Genomic DNA, 21577 nt, shown 5'->3' with positions numbered 1-21577 from the left:
TTATGTAATCATTATCTCGACCGTGGTGGCTCCTTGGGTGCCAACATGCGGCGTTGCATCTTTCCCGGGGTTTCGCCCGCTATTTTTTTGAAAAGACGATTGAAATAGGATATGTTTTCAAAGCCCAGTTGATAGGCAAGTTCTTTGATGCTGATGTTCTTTACCAGCATTAGCAGTTGTGCCTGCTCGATCTTTTTCTGATTGATGTATTTTCCAGGCGTGCATTGCATCTGTTTGCTGAAAAGGCGAATAAAGTGATCTTCCGTCAGGCAGGATATTTGCGCCAGTTCTTTAATGCTTATTGGCTTGTCTATATTGCCGTGAATGTATTGAATAACCTTCAAAATGCGTTCATCCAGCCCTAAGTTTCTGTCAGAAGCCGCTACCAGAAAGCGTGATAAAATCTGTTTCAGGATACCCTCCGTTTCCATCTCTGCCCCGGGATGGTTTTGTGTATACTGACTGATGTTTTTTATCAACGTTGGCGAATTATCATAATCTTTCGGATCATAGGCTTGTAGTTCAAGCTTGGGATTGATAGCCGCCAAGCGTTTAATAAGGAAGACGAGTAACTCATCGGCTTTAATCTCAACGGGAAAATCGAGAATATCGAAAATACTCAGCTGTTTGCCTAAAGTTTCATAGATATGAATATAGTAAAGTGACAGCTTACCGGTGCAGCTATAACTATGTTTGGTGTGGGGTGGTGTTAGGTATAAGTGTCCCGCTTTTAGTGTATAGGAGTGATCTTCACGTAGAATTTCGGCCGATCCATTTTCGATGAAATGAATACGGGCAAAAGGACTGTGTATGTTTTTCCAGTTCCAATCCGCATGATGGACGGCCCGCCCAACATTCAATAAGATAAATTCTCGTTTAATCTTCTTCTCATCCATACGATCCTTATGTTTCCTAAATATAATAAGAAAAGTCGATAAAGTACAGCTTCCAATATGAATAAAGGATGAAATATGAGAACTAGGGTAAAGCTTAACGTAAAGCAAAAATCGATAAAGTGAAATAATTTGTCGATAATAGACATTGTGGATAGCCTCGATACCCTTAACTTTGAAAGGCGTTGTGACACCATATTGTAAAACCATCGAAAACAAATTTTTAACATTCACCTTCATATCAATAAAAATACTTAAGACAAGAAATTAATGGAAAGAAGAACCGTAATAAAAGCCCTTGGAATGGCCATTCCCTCACTTTGGTTGAGTAAATCAATTGCTAGGTCGACCTTTAACACCTTGCATCCCCATGCACCGATAGCGAAAGTCGATTTCAAACCGGAATGGAAGTCGTTGGAACAGTATCAGGTTCCGGATTGGTTCCGTGACGCGAAATTCGGTATTTGGGCACATTGGGGCCCTCAATGTCAACCCGAAAGAGGCGATTGGTATGCAAGAGGCATGTACCAGGAAGGGAGTGATCAATATAACTACCATGTGGAGAAGTACGGCCATCCTTCTAAGTTCGGCTTTAAAGATGTAATAAACGAATGGAAAGCGGATAAATGGGATCCTGAAATGTTATTGGACCTATATAAACGTGCCGGAGCACAATATTTTGTGGCGCTAGCTAATCACCATGATAATATGGACCTTTATGATAGCAGCCATCAGCCGTGGAATTCTACCAAAATTGGTCCAAAAAAAGATTTGGTTGCGGGTTGGGCTAAGGCTGCCAAAAAACGTGGATTGCGCTTCGGCGTAAGTGTGCATGCCGCGCATGCCTGGACCTGGTATGAAACTTCCCAAAGAGCCGATAAAAATGGCCCGCTCAAAGACATCCCTTATGACGGAAAACTCACGAAGTCTGACGGAAACGGAAAATGGTGGGATGGTCTTGATCCGCAAGAGCTGTATGCGCAGAACCACCCTTTGAGCGAAAACAGCGAAGACCACAACATGATCCACCGCCAATGGAGCTGGGACGTAAGCTCGGGAGTGAGTGTTCCTTCCAAAGCTTATTGTGAAAACTTTCATGATCGGACGGTTGAGCTAATCGATAATTATGACCCCGATCTGGTTTATTTTGATGATACGGTACTTCCGCTCTGGCCAATTGATGATGCCGGACTGCGTATTGCAGCTCACTACTACAACGCTAACCAACAAAAAAATAACGGAAAGCTGGAGGCGGTTATCAATGGTAAAATCTTGAATGAGCAGCAACGGAAATGCATGGTGTGGGATATTGAGCGAGGACAAAGCGACAAAATCGAAAAAGAGCCCTGGCAAACCTGCACCTGTATAGGTGCCTGGCATTATGATAGACGAATCTATGATAATAAAAGCTATAAAAGTGCCAAAACGGTAATCCATATGCTGGTAGATGTCGTTAGTAAGAACGGTAATCTCTTGCTGAGTGTGCCGCTTCGTGGTGATGGTTCCATCGATTCGGAGGCACGGAACACAGTGGAAGGAATTGCTTCCTGGATGAGCGTTAACAGTGAGGCTATCATTGGGACAAGGCCTTGGAAGGTTTTCGGGGAAGGTCCGGCGATGGAAGGCGTTGCTCCACTGTCCGGCCCTGGTTTCAATGAGGATAAGAACAAACCGTTAACCGCCGCCGATATCCGCTTCACAACGAAGAACGGGGTAATATATGCCATTTTAATGGGATGGTCTGAAACCGGCAATGTTTTGATTAAAAATTTGAGGGCAGATAGCCATAAGGTAAAGAAAGTAACTCTTTTAGGTACAAGCAATAAACTAAAATTCGAACAAACCATAGCTGGGCTAGCAGTGACATTGCCTGAGATCGCCGAAAAGGACGAACCGGCTTATGTACTTAAGATCACTTAATATATCGTAAAAAGTTCTATATAAATTATTGGTTATTGGTGAAAGTGTGCCCCGTAAGGGGCATCTTTTGTTTTAAGATAATCAAAATCGATGCCTGTATTATAAAGCGCTCTCGTTTGTTCTGTGTGAAAAGGAGTCCGTCAAATGATCAGACCTATTCCCGTCAGGAAAACGCATTAATGCTAACGTTGGCGTTAAATAATGCCTGAATCGACTGCTTTTGTTGAAAAATGATGTTTTTTGACATCTGATTAAACATTTTTGCTAGGAATGTCAACATTTTTATAGGTTGTTCCTGAGCCTGTATAAATATTTTTGTCTTGCTGTGATCATCAAATTTAGTATAAGTCAGCCTAATAAGTCGTCGATTTTTTTGCAGAATATTTTTACCGATCGTTGAATTTTATTAGTCGGGCTTTAAAAACGCTGTTCACAATTTAACCTATGTTATAAGCTAACAATTATTTTATGGAACATCCAATTTTACAAACTTATGTTATGGGGCAATGGCGCGGACTGAAGCATTACGGTCTTGCTTTTATAGTCGCCCTTTGTATGCTACCAATCATGAATGCACAAGCGCAGCATGCGATAAAAGGAAGGGTAGTTGATGAATCCGGAAAAGGCTTTCCCGGTGCTAGTATTCAAGTAAAAGGCACTTCTATCGGAACTAAAACCAACGAAGATGGGTATTATTCCCTGAATGTACCCGATATAAATGCCGTTTTGGTTTTCTCTTATATCGGTTATGTGTCGAAAGAAGTAAAAGCAGCTGGACAAAGCTCACTAAACGTAGACCTTTCTCCAAATGCTGAAGCGCTTTCTGAAGTCGTAGTGGTAGGCTATGGTACGCAACGAAAAGAGTCAGTGACAGGTTCCGTGGCATCAATTAGCGGAAGCGATCTAAACCAGGTACCTACGCCGAATATTTCACAAGCCTTGCAAGGCCGTTTGCCAGGCGTCCAATTAGCACAAACATCCACCCGGCCAGGGGCAACAATGCAGATCCGTATCCGCGGTACCCGTTCTTTAACAGCAGATAATAATCCACTGGTTGTTTTGGATGGTATCCCGTTTCCAGGCTCACTTGGAGATATTAATCCAAATGATATTAAAAGTATAGACGTGTTAAAAGATGCCTCTGCGACAGCTATATATGGTTCGCGAGGTGCAAATGGGGTGATTTTGGTTACCACCAATAAAGGTCGGCAAGGTGAGCAGGCAAAGTTTAGCTATAACGCTTACTATGGCGCGCAAACCTTATTTGCCAGATACCCCATGATGAATGGGGAAGAATTTGTAGCCTTACGTAAAGCTGCCGGTATCTTTTCAAATGGTGTAGATGAGGCCGATAACGTGAACACCGATTGGCAGGAGCTGAATTACCGGACCGGAGCAGTAAATAGCCACGATATCGGAATTTCCGGTGGTACGGAAAAGGGGAGCTATAATGTTGGGGCTGCATTTTATCAGAACCAGGGCTTGATTCCTACGCAACAATATAAAAGATATTCGTTACGTAGCTCAATTGACCAAGGGATTGGTAAACATTTTCGCGTGGGATTCACAACGAATAGCAATTATAACATCAGCGCTGGTAATCAACTTGGCTTATTTGGTGTATTGGCTGCCTCGCCGATCCTCAACCCTTATAATGAAGATGGCACGCTAAAAAGAACCGTGAACGCCTCTTTAGGCGATAATTATGTGTTGACCAGAAAGGTGGTAGAGGGGCTACATGACGACGGAATGTGGATCAACGAAACCAGAGGCTTTGCAACCTATAATTCGATGTATGGTGAGGTGAATATCCCTTGGGTGGAGGGATTGAAATACCGTGTTAACCTTGGTCTGGATTTTATTCAAAGTAATAATGGTAATTACACGGGGGAAGGAGTCAATAACGTAAATCCGCAAACAATATCTACTGCGGGAATCAGTAACGCGCATACTTATCATTGGACCGTGGAAAACCTGATTACTTACGATAAAACAATAGCAGAAAAACATCATTTGAATTTCACCGGACTTTATTCTGCGGAACGGCAAAAGTATAATTCTTCGGCAATGTCCGCGAGGGATATTCCTTCTGAAGCTTTCCAGTTTTATAATTTGGGGCACGCCACCGGAGAAATTACCATCAATCCGGATCAACAGAATTATACCTTATGGGGCTTGATGTCCTGGATGGGAAGAGTCATGTATGACTATGATAATCGCTATATGCTATCAGCTACCCTGCGCTCGGATGCTTCTTCAAGGTTAGCCCCCGAACATCGCTGGCATACATATCCCGCGGTATCTGCTGGATGGAATGTTGCCAATGAATCGTTTATGAAAGGGATTGATTGGATAAATATGTTGAAGTTACGGGTGGGCTATGGACAAACATCCAATCAAGCCATTGCTCCTTATGCTACATTGGGGCGTCTAAGTACGCGGCCTTACAATTTCGGTGAGGAAAATTATGCCGTTGGATATTATGTGACTCAATTGCCGAATAGCAACTTGGGCTGGGAATTTTCGGAAACGTGGAACTACGGACTTGATTTTTCGCTGCTGAGTAATCGTTTATCAGGAACAATTGAATATTATACAACGCATACGAAAGACTTACTGCTCGGTGTCGGTTTACCGCCAACATCCGGCGTGCAGAGTTATACGGCTAACATCGGACAGACGCAGAATAAAGGGATCGAGTTGACATTGAATGGGACTATCTTAGCCGGCGGACGAGATGGTTTAACTTGGGATCTTGGGGTCAACCTTTATGCGAACCGAAATAAATTGACCGCGCTTGCATCAGGTGCCACACAGGATGTGGGCAACTCCTGGTTTGTTGGCTATAACATCAATGCAATCTATGATTATGAAAAAATAGGTCTGTGGCAAGAGGGCGATCCTCACTTGGATATTTTGGAACCGGGTGGTAAGGTCGGGATGATTAAGGTGAAGTATACCGGCGGCTACAATGATGATGGTACGCCTGTCAGGCCTATTAATGCGGACGATCGACAAGTGATGAATGTTGATCCGGATTTTGAAGGCGGTTTTAATACACGATTGGCGTACAAAGGATTCGATTTAAGTGTGGTGGGCTTTTTCAAAAGCGGCGGACTACTGGTAAGTACTTTATATGGGTCAGGAGGGTATTTGAATACACTTACTACGCGTAATAATAATGTGAAAGTCGACTATTGGACTCCGGAGAATACGGATGCGAAATATCCTAATCCAGCTGGACCGCTTAGCGGCGATAATCCGAAGTATGGTAGCACATTGGGTTATTTTGACGCTTCATTTTTGAAGCTACGTACTATTTCTTTGGGGTACGACTTTAATCGAAGTTTAATTAAAAGCCCGAACATGCGCTTACGTGGATACTTTACCGTTCAAAATCCCTTTGTTATGTTTTCACCTTATCATCGTGAATCAGGCATGGATCCGGAAACGAACTCATTCGGTGACGAAAATTCAGCTGTATCGTCTTATCCGAACCGGATTTTGACAATTGGAACGAATGCACCTGCAACCCGCAATTATGTGGTAGGGCTCAATCTTGTTTTTTAATGCCTTGACGGTTAACCATTAAAGAAATAAAAAATGAAAGCGATTATAAATATAAAAAGTTTTCTCGGTACTGCCTTGGCGGTATTATTAATGACTGGTTGCTCAAAAATTTTAGACGAGCAGCCGCGCAGTATTTTTACTCCCGATTACTTTTCTACCGAAAAAGGTGTTTTGGGTGGCATAACGTCTATGTATGCACATTTACGCTATTTATATGGCGAGGCCTACTATTATAACTCTTGTATTACCGGTACGGATGAAGCGACCTATGCGCAGAGTGCGGATGGGAACTTTAGAGATATGGACCTGTCGGGTGTCGGTCAGATTAGTGCCACAAGCCATCCTACGAGTTTTGTTTGGAATGTAAGCTTTCCAAATATAAACACGGCAAGTGGAATTATTGAAAATGCAGCTAATGTAGGGGTGGCTGAATCAATTGTGGCAGAGGCTCGGTTCTTTCGTGCATTTGATTATTTCTTGCTGGTGCAAACCTATGGGGGAGTACCGTTAGACTTAGGAGCCGGTGAATTGAAATTTAATACCAATCCGGTTCGTTTTTCGGTTCGTAATACCGTGCCGGAAGTGTATACGAAAGCGATTTTTCCCGATTTACTCTTAGCGGTGGAAAATCTACCGAATGCCGGACGGGTAACGGGTGGTGTAACGAAAACACTTGCTCGACTTTATTTAGCGAAAGCCTATCTTACCTATGCGTGGTGGCTCGAAAACCCAAATAATATCCCTACATATCCCGAAGTTGGTAGGACAGACCCCGATGGACACGACGCTCAGTGGTATTTTCAGCAGGCTTATAATATAGCCGTAGAAGCAATTGACAACCCGGGACCCTTTAGTTTACAACCAAGCTATTATGACATACATATCGGATCAAACGATCGCAATAGTGAAATTTTATTGTATGCGGATCATACGGAGAAGAGTGCATTTTACAATGGAGGAAGCTTAGAATATGGAAGCGGCGGTGCACCTGATAATTTCGCTGTTTGGATGTTTACCTGGAATTATACCCTCCTTAGAAGTGGTAGCGATGCTTCGTGGTCGAATGCCGTGAGCTCCGTGCAACGCGAGGCCGTGCAGTCGTTGGGCCGCCCATGGACGCGGATGGCGCCAACCATTGACGTCATAAAAAATACCTTTGCGGATAAAACCAATGATTCGCGGTATGATGGTACTTTCGTGACCGTTTATCGTGGGAACTGGCCAAAGGCCGGTGTTTCCCAAGCGGTGTTATACAATGCGAATAACTTGCCTGTTAATCCGGGGGATCCGATATTGACTTTTTTGACGGAAGAACCTGAAACGCCAATTGATTATGCTAACTGGGCCTCAAAAAGTAATGTAGGAGCCGGTGCATTACCAGGACGGGCAGATTTCGTTATTTCTCCCGAAGGGGTCAGTAGGCTAAGGTATCCGGGCCTTTGGAAGTTAGGAACCTACCGCACAGATAACGGCGACGGTTTAGGTCAACCTAATGCGGGAAGTACTCGACCTTTTAATATCGCTAAATTTTCTGAACTTTACTTTATTGCAGCTGAGGCAGCTGTCAAGGGGGCTGCCGTACAGGGTGGTAAATCGGCCAGAGAACTGATTAACGTAATACGGGCGCGTGCAGGAAAATGGACATTCGATAATGCGGGAAATATGGAAAAGATAGCCGATTACAGTGCGCAGATGACGGCAGCTACGCCTACTACGATTGATATTAACTATATTTTGGCCGAACGTTCCCGGGAGTACTATGGAGAAGGTTACCGTTGGTACGATTTGGTGCGGACACAGAAATGGGCTGAATTGTCGGCTAACTATCGTATAGGAGGCAATGGTATTGGCGATCATACGCCGATGACCGTGACACGGAGCATCCAGCCTTTCCATTATTTGCGTCCTATACCGCAAGGTCAATTAGATGGTATGCAAATGACGGAAGCGGAAAAAGCTGCGTATCAAAATCCGGGATATAACTAGGAGTAGAATAATGAGAGACAGCTCATGGTGGGCTGTCAATAAAAATAGACCATGAAAAGATTGTTCCTTTTAAGTGGGGCGGTATTGATGATATTGATGCCTTTAAGTAGCATAGCCCAAAATGCAAAAGCTCGAAATCCTGTTATTTTTTCGGATGTGCCGGATATGTCAATGATTCGTGTTGAAGATACTTATTATATGAGTAGTACTACCATGCACATGAATCCCGGGCTACCTTTGATGAAATCCAAAGACCTCATCAATTGGGAGCTGATTGGCTATGCTCATAAGGCTTTGGCCGATAGGGATGAACTCAATCTGAATCATGGTAAAAATACTTATGGTAGAGGTTCTTGGGCCAGTAGTCTTCGATACCACAAGGGGGTTTATTATGTAAGTACATTTGCGCAGACTACCGGTAAAACCTATATCTATATGACTAAAGATATAGAAAAAGGTCCTTGGGAGGTAAAAGAGTTCAAGCCGATGATGCACGATCATACCCTCTTTTTTGAAGATGATAAGGCTTATATGATTTGGGGCAGTGGCCAACTGCATATTGTTGAGTTATTGCCGGATTTTTCCGGCATAAAGCCTGAAACCCAACATGTGTTGATCGACAATGCAACGTTGCCAAGTACACCGAATGGAACGCAGGGCGGATTGCCGGCAGAAGGTTCTCAGCTATTTAAGGTAAACGGGAAATACTATCTTTTTAATATATCCTGGCCTCCGGGAGGCATGCGTACGGTCATTGTTCATCGCGCTGATCAGTTGATGGGACCTTATGAAGGGCGGGTGATGTTGCAAGATAAAGGCGTAGCACAAGGGGGCTTGATTGAGAGCACTCATGGCGAATGGTACGCTTATCTGTTTCAAGATCATGGTGCGGTTGGTCGTATTCCGTTTTTAGTACCCGTTCAATGGAAAGATGATTGGCCGATATTGGGCATTGATGGTAAGGTACCCCAAGAGCTAAATTTACCTGCAAGTAAAGGCTTGGTTCCAGGCATCGTTAATTCGGACAATTTCAGTCGCAAAAAAGGAGAAATAAAATTACCTCTAGTATGGCAGTGGAATCATAACCCGGTGGATACGCTTTGGTCCGTGACCGAGCGTGAGGGATACCTCCGGTTGAAAACCAGTCGCATTGATACCAACTTCTTACAAGCAAGAAATACATTAACACAGCGGACAATAGGTCCTGCTTGTAGTGCGAGCATTGCCATAGAAGTGGACAAAATGAAAGATGGCGATTTTGCCGGCTTATCTCTTTTACAAAAAAATTATGGAATAGTTGGCGTCCAATCAGTGGGTAATCAAAAATATTTGGTCATGGTTAATGCTTCGACCGGTAGTCCTAAGGAGTTTGCAAAAATTCCCTTGGATCAACAACGCGTATATCTGAAAGCTGCATGCGATTTCAGGGATAAGAGGGACGTTGCCAATTTCTTTTTTAGTCTAGACGGGGAAAAATGGATATCGATTGGAACACCTTTGAAAATGTCTTATACCTTGCCCCACTTTATGGGTTATCGGTTTGGATTGTTCAATTACGCAACTAAAAATACCGGAGGATATGTAGACATTGATTTTTTTGACTATAAGGATAAATGATAAAGACAAATAACATGATAGCGATTCGGTCTATTTTTAGAGCTTCGTTACTTACGATTTTAGCACTGCAGATAAGTTTTTCGTTGATTGCTGCAAGCGTTGATATACCTGCATATATTGACTTCACTGAACAACCGGGCTACTTGCCTCTGGTAAAAGGCGGCAACGCAATTCCCATTATAGGGGGAGGAAACGAAGATGACGCGGTTGTCTGGGCAATAGATCAGTTGCGGCAAGATTTTGAAAAGGTAACCGGTGTTGAACCCATAGTGACACCCGATCACGTGTCGGCAGGGAGTAAAACGCTGCTTTTAATAGGTACCTTGGACCGGAATCCATTGATCGATCAATTAGTAAAACAGAAGAAGCTTGATGTATCTGCAATCCGTGGGCAGTGGGAAGCATCGCTGACACAAACGATAGACAATCCATTACCTGGTGTAGAAAAAGCATTACTTATTGTGGGAAGTGATCGGCGTGGAACGATCTATGGCATTTATGAGTTATCTAAACAGATGGGCGTATCGCCTTGGTATTGGTGGGCGGATGTTCCTATTCAGCGGCATTCCGCGGTGTATGCCCGCTCGATAAAGACAATCAGCCAACCGAAGGTTAAGTACCGTGGTATTTTTTTAAATGACGAAGCTCCTGCATTATCCGGTTGGGCTAAAGAAAAGTTTGGTGGCTTTAACCATGAATTTTATGAGCATGTTTTTGAGCTTATTCTGCGTCTAAAAGGCAATTACCTCTGGCCGGCTATGTGGGGAAGCGCTTTCTATGATGATGACCCCGAAAATGCAATTTGGGCCGACAGAATGGGAATAGTTATGGGAACATCGCATCATGAACCACTGACCCGAGCTCATGATGAATGGCGCCGTTATGGTAAAGGACCTTGGGATTATCAGCAGAATGCCGAGAACCTTCGGGATTTCTGGCGAAGTGGCATTCGTAGGATGGGAGCTAGAGAAAGTGTTGTCACCATCGGTATGCGTGGCGACGGTGATGAGCCAATGAGCGAGGAGAGTAACATCCAGCTGTTGGAACAAATTGTGAACGACCAGCGCAAAATTATTGCCGATGAGACCGGCAAAGCTGCGAAAGAAACACCTCAACTTTGGGCCTTGTATAAGGAGGTGCAGGATTATTATGATAAAGGAATGCGCGTACCCGATGATGTAACCCTATTGCTCTGCGACGACAACTGGGGAAATATACGGAAGCTACCGGATCCGGCTGCAAAAAAAAGGAGCGGCGGTTATGGGATTTACTATCATTTCGATTACGTGGGCGGTCCCCGCAATTCGAAGTGGATTAATGTCAGTCAGGTGCAACGCGTTTGGGAACAGATGAACCTGGCTTATCAATATGGAGTGGACCAGATATGGATTGTGAATGTAGGTGATTTAAAACCGATGGAATATCCGATTTCATTTTTCCTGGACATGGCATGGAACCCAAATCAGTTTAACGCGTCCAATTTGCTACAGCATACTGAAAGCTGGTGTGCACAACAATTCGGTGAACAGTATGCGAAAGAATCGGCCCGTTTGATCAATACTTATACAAAATATAATCATCGGATTACACCTGAATTGTTGGACGAAAACACCTACAGTTTGGAAAACTATGGTGAGTTTGAACGCGTGGTTGAAGACTATCGTAATTTATTGATCGATGCCATGCGACTTTACTACATATTGCCTCAACAGTATCGGTACGCTTTTGACGAATTGGTCCTGTTTCCTATCAATGCATGTTCTAATTTATACGAAATGTATTATGCAGTAGCCAAAAACCGATTTTTCGCGAACAAAAATAATGAGCGAGCTAATTATTGGGCCGATCAGGTTAAGCGCTGTTTCGAACGCGATTCAATATTAACCGTACATTATAATAAAGATATAGCGAATGGCAAGTGGTCGCATATGATGGATCAGATTCGGATTGGCTATAAGATTTGGCAAGAGCCTCACAAAAGCACGATGCCTGATGTAAGTTATTTGCCTATGACGAAGCCGAAACATAAAATTTTTATAGAGGCCGACGGTTATGTATCGATGGAGGCTGAAAATTACCATATCGCTAGTGGGAGCGACAAGGTTGCATGGACGATCATACCGGATCTAGGAAAAACGCTTTCCGGTGTAACAACCGCTCCGGTGACCAATACCCCCGATGAACAGGTATACCTTGAGTATAAGATAGATCTCCGGGCGACAGGAAAAGCAAAATTGATTGTTTTAACTTCGCCAACTTTAAATTTCAATGCGAATAAAGGTTTACGTTATGCCGTGTCTATGGACGGAGGGGCTGAGCAGGAGGTGAATATCAATGGGCATTATCGGGGAGAGCTCGGTGAATGGCAGGCGAAACGGATCATAGAAACCGCTACTACACACCTTATCGAAAAGGCGGGGCTTCATACGATTCGCATCCGTCCGTTGGAACCAGGTATTGTGTTTCAGAAGATTATTTTGGATGTAGGGGGATTAAAACCATCATATTTAGGTCCCCCACAAAGTGAGTACAAAAGAGATGATTAACGCTTAGCACCTGAAGATGAGAACAAAGGATCATACAGACAGAAGACGAAACAATAATAGAATTATATGATGAAGAAAATTAAAGGCACACCGTTACGCTTTCCGATCAGTCCTATTTTTTTAATAGTATTTTTTGCGCTTTTACCTTGGCCTTCACAAGCACAGGTAACCAATAGTTCAGCGGATCCGTTCGATTCCGCTCCGCTTTTCACCTATTTTAAGTATGAGGGAAAGGATGAAGTTTATCAAAAAAATCCGCTGAAGGCAAATGAATTCTATACACCAATATTACAGGGGTGTTATCCAGATCCGAGCATTACGCGTAAAGGTGATGATTATTACTTAGTGAATTCGTCTTTCGCATTTTTTCCGGGTGTTCCTATTTTTCATTCCAAGGATTTGGTTAACTGGAAACAAATTGGGCACGTTCTTGATCGGCCTTCGCAGCTGAAGGTAACAAATGCGGGTATGAGCGAGGGAATATATGCACCAGATATTAGCTACAATCCTCATAACGAGACCTTTTACATGATCACAACACAATTTGCGGGGGGGATAGGAAATATGGTGGTAAAAACGAAAGATCCACTGAAGGGATGGAGCGACCCGATCAAACTCGATTTTGAAGGAATTGATCCAGCGCTGTTTTTTGACGACAACGGAAAAGCTTACGTGGTTCATAACGATGCACCCGAGAAGGGTAAGGAGCAATATAATGGTCATCGGGTTATAAAAATATGGGATTATGATCTGGAACGTGATCAGATCATACCGGGTTCAGATAAGGTGATTGTTGACGGAGGTGTAGATATCAGTAAGAAGCCGATCTGGATAGAAGGCCCGCATCTCTATAAAAGAAATGGGCGGTATTATTTGATGTGTGCCGAAGGTGGTACCGGTGATCAACACAGTGAAGTTGTTTTTGTTAGCGATAACCCTAAAGGACCTTTCGAACCAGCACCTAAAAATCCGATTCTGAGTCAACGGCATCTGCCAAAGGATAGGAAAAATAAGGTCGACTGGGCCGGACATGCCGATTTGGTGGAGGGTCCCGATGGGAAATATTACGGCGTTTTTTTGGGTGTTAGGCCTAATGAGGCAAACCGTGTGAATACGGGACGTGAGACTTTTATATTGCCGGTAGATTGGTCAGGTGTGTTCCCGGTGTTTGAAGGGGGGCTCGAACCGATGCCTGTGAAATTGAAAATGCCATCAGGTGTGGTCACCAAGACCGGAAAAAATGGCTTTCTACCTAATGGGAATTTCGCGTTCATTGATGATTTTAAGGGAAAGACCTTGGATATGCGATGGATCGGCGTAAGAGGCCCTCGGGAAAACTTTGTCCAAACGGGCAAGGAAGGACTACGAATAACGCCTTTGGAAACCAACATTAATGAAATAATGCCCACATCGGCCTTGTTTTATAGACAACAACATAAGGATTTTTCGGCGACAGTTCGTATGACCTATCAACCGATGTCCGAAAAGCATTTGGCAGGGATTACTTGTTTACAAAAGGAAACGTTTCATTATGTTTTTGGTATTACGAAAAAAGGACAACAACATTACCTGGTTTTACAGCGTACAAGGAATGGCCAGTCCGAGCTTATCGCGCAAGAACGAATTGACACAAGTAAACCAATTGAACTGCAAGTTTCGGCGCAAGGAGATCGCTACCAATTCAGCTATGCTTTTGATGGAAAGAATTTTAAAAATTTGGGTGGAGCTGTTTCGGGGGATATCCTGTCAACAGATGTAGCCGGTGGTTTTACCGGTGCACTCATCGGACTATATGCGACGAAGGCAAATGATATAAGCCCTAAAAGCGATTGACCGCTGAAGACGGCATGATGCTTATAAAAGCAAGCAAAAAATGAATAAAAGAAAATAATTGGATGAAAACAACAAGTTGTACTCTTTTAATTGGACTAATTGCATTGACATGCAGTTGTTTAGCACAGGATAAGCTTGGAGCTGCCCCGGTGGATTTCGATAAACCGCAGACCAATATTCCACATGGTAAAATTGATACCCTATCTTATCCGTCTGCCGTGGTTGGTAAAGATCGCAAAGCACTCGTATATACGCCCCCCGGCTTTTCAGCTAACAAAAAGTATCCGGTTTTATATCTTTTGCATGGCATTGGTGGTGACGAAAAAGAATGGTTTGTTAATGGGCAACCGCATATCATCTTGGATAATCTATACGCAGAGGGGAAAATAGAGCCAATGTTGGTTGTACTTCCGAACGGTAGAGCAATGGAAGATGATCGTGCTATTGGCAACGTTTTCGATAGTGTAAAGGTACAGGCATTTGCTCGATTTGAACAAGACTTGCTCCAGGATTTGATTCCTTTTATCGAGCAGAATTATCCGGTGTATACCGATCGGGAGCATCGTGCATTAGCAGGGCTTTCAATGGGAGGCGGGCAGTCTTTAAATTTCGGCCTTGGCAATCTCGAAAGCTTTGCTTGGATAGGTGGTTTTTCGTCGGCTCCTAATACTAAAACACCTGAAGAGCTGGTTCCTGATGCCGCTTACGCTAAAAGCAAACTGAAACTTTTGTGGATTTCCTGTGGAGATGAAGATCGCTTAATCACCTTTAGTCGCCGACTGCACGATTACTTAAAAAAACACCAAGTGCCCCATATTTATTATGTTGAATCCGGTGGGCACGATTTTAACGTATGGAAGAACGATCTCTATTGGTTCAGTCAAAAAATATTTAAATGACCATTGTGTCTCGCAGAAAGTTGTTGAGTTTAAATAAAAATGATTATCGGAAAGCTATCGGGGATATAGCTTTTAAAAAGAAACATTTTCTTTAGTCACTTTTTTCCGCAAAAAGTGACGCAAAAACTCGTCGCTTTAAAATTTACAGGAACGACAGTGCCTCCCAGTACTACTTGTAAATTTTAGAGGCGACATATTGCAGAACGGTGGGTTTTTACTTTTAACCGAACGTATTATCTTTAGTCTTAAATACAGTCCCGCGCTAGGAAAAACGGCCTTGGAGGATATCGACGCAACGAGCAGTAAAGCATTTGCACCCTCGCTCATATTGCAATCCCCAAGCGGATTGAGGAAGTGAAACGGCTCCAATACGCGCCAGTGATGCTTTGCCATCGGTTGCAAGGTAGCCTACACATGCCTTGACTTTTTTGGTTCTTTTTGTGTTAAGACAAAAAGAACACGATAGATTTGATTAAGAAAACCTTCTTTTAATATAAACACCTTCTTCTGTATATTAAAGCGAAACCCTTGTTTAAGTGCAAAAAGCCGATGGTCACATATATAAATTATAATACTTATCTCTTGTGAATACCTGTTAAAATTGCCAACGTTGGTTATTTTTGTAATCTATTAGTAATGAAACAGTTATTTTTAGTGTCGCTAAAACGTTTATCGCATATTTTTATGTGAAAATCCAATTCTATTTGCTTACTTTAGCATCAACTAACTAATTAATTCAGTTTTTCTGAAAGGAGCCTGTTATGATGCGAAGTATTACTGGTCATTACGTTATACTGGTCTTTTTTTGCCTATGTTGTTTTTGTGTTGTAGGCGGTCATGAACTACCTACAGGGTTTAAAAGCTACTCCACCAAAGACGGTCTTTCATCTAATACGGTATATGGTATTTGGAAGGATAGTTTTGGTTTGTTATGGCTGGCTACCGAGGATGGCCTTAATCGCTTTGATGGAACAAATTTCAAAGTATATCGACATAACCCCCAGGAAGAAGAAAGTCTTCGAGCAAACCACATTACGGCTTTATACGAAGCTTCGAATGGATGTCTTTGGATTGGAACCAATGGCGGGGCATTAAGCTTTTACGATCGTAGCAAAGACGCCATCATTAACTATAGGGGACAACCGCTCCGTAAAAAATTCAGTACAGCTATTACGAGCATCGGAGACGATAGTCGAGGGAATATTTGGGTTGCTTCGTATGGGGCTTTATATATCTTTAATCCCCATACGAAACACCTCGTTGATCATGACGACTATGCTAAATTGATGGACACTTTTTCGGGAAAGAATACATTGGTGATTTTTAGAGATAAAAAGCAACAAATGTGGATAGGTACCGATAGTGGTCTGTACGTTTATAACCATAAACTCGAATTATTAGCGACCTTTAAACATCGTGAATCCGACAAGGGAAGCCTGGCAGACGATTATGTAACTGCCATAACAGAGGATGGGATGGGACAACTCTGGGTTGGAACAATGGGAGGGCTCGGTATGCTAGAGAAAGGAAAATGGACGTTCAGAAATTATTATTCAACCTCGGCTCCATTGAAAATCAGTAGCGATAAAGTATACGCTTTGGCGCCTGACGGCGTAAATGGTCTTTGGGTAGGTACGGATGAAGGTTTAGATGTACTCGATGTGGCCTCTTTAAAAATCCGGAGCTTTAGACCGGATAAACGGAATATGCAGAGTTTAAGCAGCCGATCAATCCGTTCCATCCTTATTGATAAAGCAGGAATATATTGGGTGGGCACTTATCAGGGCGGACTCAATAAATATGACAAAAACCTGAGTCAATTTAATTTAAAGGAGTGCAATATCTTCGACCCTTATGGATTACGTTCGCCGATTGTAACGGCTTTTGCCGAATATGGCCAAAATGTATTTGTAGGCACCGATGGAGGTGGTCTGCATCTATATGACCGTTCCTCGAATTTGTTGCAACATATAGAAATACCCAAGCCAAAACGTGATTGTGCGCACGATCTGAGTGTCTTGGCCATGGAAATGGGACATAACAATCGTTTGTGGTTGGGAACCTATATGGATGGCTTATTTTCATACGACCCCGAGAGTAAACGTAGCAAGCAATACATAAAGGGCAAGGGAGCGAAGCATTTAAACCATGCCGATATTTTTTGTTTAAAGGAAGACAGAAAAGGCAATCTCTGGATTGGAACAAATGGAGGAGGGCTTAATTTGCTACATGTCGACGAGGAGCGTATTGAGAAATTCGTCCACACAGCTATACGCGAAGATGACCCGACACAGCCTGCCAGTAATTACATTCGATCCATTGAAGAGGATCGAGGTGGTTGCATTTGGATCGGTACCTTTGGCTCCGGCATCTCCATCTTTAATCCTGAAAATAAGAGGTTTTCATTTTATAATAAAGCCAATAGTGGGTTGCCGAGTAATTACGTGTTAACCATTAAGGAGGATCGAGAAGGAAATATTTGGGTTGGTACAGCTGGCAACGGGATCGGATATCTAAAGAAAGGAACCGGGAAATTTATCACCTTGTCAGAAAATGATGGCTTGATCAATGGCGTGGTTCAGAAAATTCTTGAGGACCACTCGGGTAAATTGTGGTTCAGTACCAACAAAGGATTAAGTTCATACGATATAAAGGAAAATAGTTTCAAAAATTATTCTTATCATGCCGGTTTACAGACGGGATCTTTTGTATTGGGCTCCGGTTTGTGTCTTAGTGATGGTGAAATTTTCTTTGGCGGACAAAAAGGATTCAACCACTTCAATCCTTCCCAACTAAAGATAAATAAGAATGTGCCACCCGTAATTTTAACAGACTTAAAGATCGATAACCAGCGCATTTCACCTTCAAAGGAGGGCCCCATTCGCAGTTCCTTATTAATGGCGAAGGAAATTCAATTAAAATACAAACAGAACTTTTTGATCTCCTTTGAAGCATTGAATTTTACAGTAGCAGAAGAGAATCGATATCGATACAAACTGGAAGGATTTGACAAAAATTGGATTATTGCGGGTAGGGAACATAGTGCTTACTATACAAATTTGGATCCGGGAGCGTATACATTTCATGTGCAAGCAAGTAATAACGATGGGGTTTGGAATAAAGAAGGTAGGTCCATACGCGTGACTGTCGCACCACCTTTCTGGCGTACTATATATGCTTATATGGTGTATATGATAGTGATTGGAGGTGTTTTATTGTATATACGTCATCGGGGCATTAAAAAACTGGAGGCAAAATTTGCCTTGGAGCAGGAGCGTCTGCAGGCTAAACAGCTATTAGAACAAGAGCGTAAGGAAGCTGAGCATCTACATCAATTGGATCGGATGAAGATTAAATTTTTGACCAATCTGAGCCACGAATTTCGCACGCCAATTTCGCTCATTATGGGGCCTGTTGATAATTTGATAGCACAGACACAGGAACCAGGGCAATCTAGCCAGTTGAATTTGATTAAGCGAAATGCTCGTCGATTACTGAATCTGGTGAATCAACTGCTTGATTTCAGAAAAATGGAAGAGAAGGAATTACGGCTGCAATGTACACTGGGCAATTTCGTTTCTTTTATAGAGGAGATTAGTGATTCTTTTAACGATCTGGCCAGTCGAAAAAAAATCGATTACGCATTTTATACCTCCTTATCGTCGGTTTCCGCTTGGTTCGACCATGATAAGATTGAGCGGATCTTATTCAATTTACTATCCAATGCTTTCAAGTTTACACCAGAGGGAGGGGCCATATCTTTAAATTTAGAAAAAATTGAAAGTGGTGCGAACAATGAATTCGTATCATTACATGTTGCCGTGAAAGATTCCGGCATTGGTATTCCCAAAGAAGCTCAGCAACGGATATTTGATAGTTTTTTTCAATATGATTCAGGTGCAACGATACTGAATCAAGGTACCGGTATTGGCTTATCCATCGCGCGGACTTTTGTAGATATGCATGGTGGTAAATTGCAAGTAATAAGCGAGCCTGGTAAGGGAAGCATTTTTTCTTTTGATGTAAACCTTAAACGCGTAACGTCAGATTTAGACGAAACAGTGTCGGCAGCATATGAAACAAAGCCGACCACACCTTATGACAAGACGCCCATGGAAAGTGAGCTGCTTACGTCGCATGCTTCCGTTTTGATTATAGAGGATGACGATGATTTCCGCTTTTATATTAAAGATAACTTAAAATCCTACTATAGAGTGTTTGAAGCCGCAGATGGAAAGGAAGGATGGCAACGGGCTCTTTTTCACCACCCGGATATTATCGTTTGTGACATTCAAATGCCGGTGATGAATGGGCTGGATTTAGTTCGGAAATTGAAGTCAGATAAGCGAACGAAACATATTCCGGTTGTTTTGCTAACGGCATCAAATGAAGAAAAAGGATTGTTGCTTGGTTTGGAATCCGGAGCGACCGATTACATGACTAAACCTTTTGACTTTGCTGTCTTGCAGACTAAGATAGCTAATTTGTTGTCTTTAAACCAGGCATTTAAAGATGCCTATTCTAAACAAATCAGTATAACGGTTCCTGAAGACGAAGTGGTATCCGAAAGAGAAAAATTCTTGCAGAAAGTGGTTGCCTATATCCACGAAAATATGGGCAACAGCCAATTATCAGTCGAAAGTGTGAGCGCACACCTTTTTATTAGCCGAGCATCTCTATACAATCGATTATTGGAGTTTACCGGTATGACCCCTGTAGAATTTATACGTGCCGCAAAACTAGAAAGAGCAGCCTATTTACTGGAGAAAAGCGATATGAACGTTGCTGAAGTTGCTTATGAAACGGGCTTTGCCAATCCCAACTATTTTACCAAAGTTTTTAAAGCAAAGTATCAGCTGACACCTTCAGAATTTATTCAGGCAGTTTCAAAGGGCAGGAATGTGATGATGCAGGAGGAGAAATAAAGGAAGGGGACGCTCCCTATTTTCGTCTTTTCAAGGAGGGACGACGAAGCAATCGCTGGATTTAAACATTTTTATCTCTTTTTTCTCGATTAGCATCGGCGTAATCATTCGGTTAACGGATATTTTTGATAAATACTTCTTGTCAATAGATCCATAACTGAAATATTATAGCCATATGTTATATCGGAAATCAAAAACAAACGCAATCAATTCATCTCCTACAAACGCCATTTGTTTATTCTTATTCGTGCTTTTATGTGTGCAGTCGCTGATGGCACAAGATAACACAAAAGGATTGAAAGACTATTATCAAGAATTTTTTCCTATAGGCGTAGCGGTCAATGGGCGGTCGCTTGCAGGACAAGAGGCCCATTTATTACTACAGGAGTTTAATAGTATTACGCCGGAGAACGCCATGAAAATGGAAGTGATACACCCCCGAAAACTGGAATATAATTGGGCTCTTGCTGATAGTATCGTTGCCTTTGCGCAGAAAAATCGATTGCGTGTTAGAGGACATACACTGCTTTGGCATGAGCAGGTCCCTGATTGGTTTTTTCTTGATGATCAAGGAGCTCCTGTGACAAAAGATACTTTATTAAAAAGGCTGAAAGATCATATTACTACGGTGGTTGGGCGTTACAAAGGGAAAGTTTATGCTTGGGATGTGCTGAATGAAGCTATCGATGACAATCCGAAGCAGTTTCTGCGTCAGTCTAAGTGGTTGGAGATTGCCGGTGAAGAGATACTGGCGAAGGCGTTTGAGTATGCGCATGAAGTTGATCCGGATGCGCTCTTGTTTTATAACGATTATAACAGCGAACGTCCGGAGAAGAGAGAGCGGATATATCGTTTGGTGAAAAAACTAGTGGATGACGGTGTCCCTATTCATGGGATCGGGTTGCAGGGGCATTGGTCAATTTTCGAGCCTTCTACTTCTGATCTGGAACAAGCCATTGAACGTTATGCTTCACTTGGTTTGCAACTGCATTTTACCGAACTGGATGTGTCCGTATATCCTTGGGAAAAAGAAAGAAGAAGGAAGCGTCCGGGTGAGATCGATGCTTTAACCCCAGCGCTTGAAGAAAAGCAAATAGCACAGTATGAAATGATCTTTTCCGTTTTCAGAAAATATAAAAGTCATATTACCAGTGTGACCTTCTGGAATTTATCGGACCGTTATTCGTGGTTAGATCATTATCCTGTACAGGGTAGGAAGAATTATCCCTTGCTATTTGATCGCAATCTTGAACGTAAAAAAGCTTACTATAAAGTCGTTGATTTCAAAAACTAGTTTGTAAATCGATATTTATCATACGCATTTAGACCAAAAATGCGAAGCTATCGTCAAGGAACAATTGTATTCATTCTATTCCTTCATTGTGATA

Annotated in this window: 10 protein-coding genes; 9 read left to right on the top strand and 1 reads right to left on the bottom strand. The window is 42.5% G+C overall.

Annotated features, from left to right (window positions below):
* Positions 1-11: 11 nt before the first annotated feature.
* Positions 12-1103: an AraC family transcriptional regulator gene (locus M1D52_RS17750; protein WP_437393392.1), complete on the bottom strand. Its 1092-nt coding sequence runs from the start codon at positions 1101-1103 to the stop codon at positions 12-14.
* Between the two features lie 60 nt (positions 1104-1163).
* On the opposite strand from M1D52_RS17750, the gene M1D52_RS17745 reads away from it, so the two are divergent.
* The 9 genes from M1D52_RS17745 (at position 1164) to M1D52_RS17705 (ending at position 21483) form a co-directional block, all read left to right on the top strand.
* Positions 1164-2813, top strand: coding sequence for an alpha-L-fucosidase (locus M1D52_RS17745; RefSeq protein ID WP_437393393.1), 1650 nt, complete (start codon positions 1164-1166; stop codon positions 2811-2813).
* Positions 2814-3281: 468 nt separating this feature from the next.
* On the top strand, positions 3282-6383 hold the full coding sequence (locus tag M1D52_RS17740) for a SusC/RagA family TonB-linked outer membrane protein (RefSeq protein WP_437393394.1): 3102 nt from the start codon (positions 3282-3284) through the stop codon (positions 6381-6383).
* Between the two features lie 33 nt (positions 6384-6416).
* Complete coding sequence (locus tag M1D52_RS17735; RefSeq protein WP_013665920.1) at positions 6417-8369, top strand: RagB/SusD family nutrient uptake outer membrane protein; 1953 nt, start codon at positions 6417-6419, stop codon at positions 8367-8369.
* Positions 8370-8420: 51 nt separating this feature from the next.
* Positions 8421-9986: a glycoside hydrolase family 43 protein gene (locus M1D52_RS17730; protein ID WP_437393395.1), complete on the top strand. Its 1566-nt coding sequence runs from the start codon at positions 8421-8423 to the stop codon at positions 9984-9986.
* Positions 9987-10000: 14 nt separating this feature from the next.
* Positions 10001-12532, top strand: a complete 2532-nt coding sequence (locus M1D52_RS17725) for a glycosyl hydrolase 115 family protein (RefSeq protein WP_437393396.1) — start codon at positions 10001-10003, stop codon at positions 12530-12532.
* 66 nt (positions 12533-12598) lie between these two features.
* On the top strand, positions 12599-14365 hold the full coding sequence (locus M1D52_RS17720; protein WP_437393397.1) for a glycoside hydrolase family 43 protein: 1767 nt from the start codon (positions 12599-12601) through the stop codon (positions 14363-14365).
* 62 nt (positions 14366-14427) lie between these two features.
* Positions 14428-15264 carry an alpha/beta hydrolase gene (locus M1D52_RS17715; protein ID WP_437393398.1) on the top strand — a complete coding sequence of 279 codons (837 nt, stop codon included), beginning with the start codon at positions 14428-14430 and terminating at the stop codon, positions 15262-15264.
* 761 nt (positions 15265-16025) lie between these two features.
* On the top strand, positions 16026-20189 hold the full coding sequence (locus M1D52_RS17710; protein ID WP_437393399.1) for a hybrid sensor histidine kinase/response regulator transcription factor: 4164 nt from the start codon (positions 16026-16028) through the stop codon (positions 20187-20189).
* A gap of 175 nt (positions 20190-20364) precedes the next feature.
* Entirely contained in the window at positions 20365-21483 is a 1119-nt protein-coding gene (locus M1D52_RS17705; RefSeq protein ID WP_013665926.1) for an endo-1,4-beta-xylanase, read from the top strand.
* The last annotated feature ends 94 nt before the right edge of the window (positions 21484-21577 follow it).

The organism is Olivibacter sp. SA151 (assembly GCF_054130995.1).
Note: the sequence above shows the minus strand (reverse complement) of the source record. Positions and strands in the feature narration are given on the sequence as shown.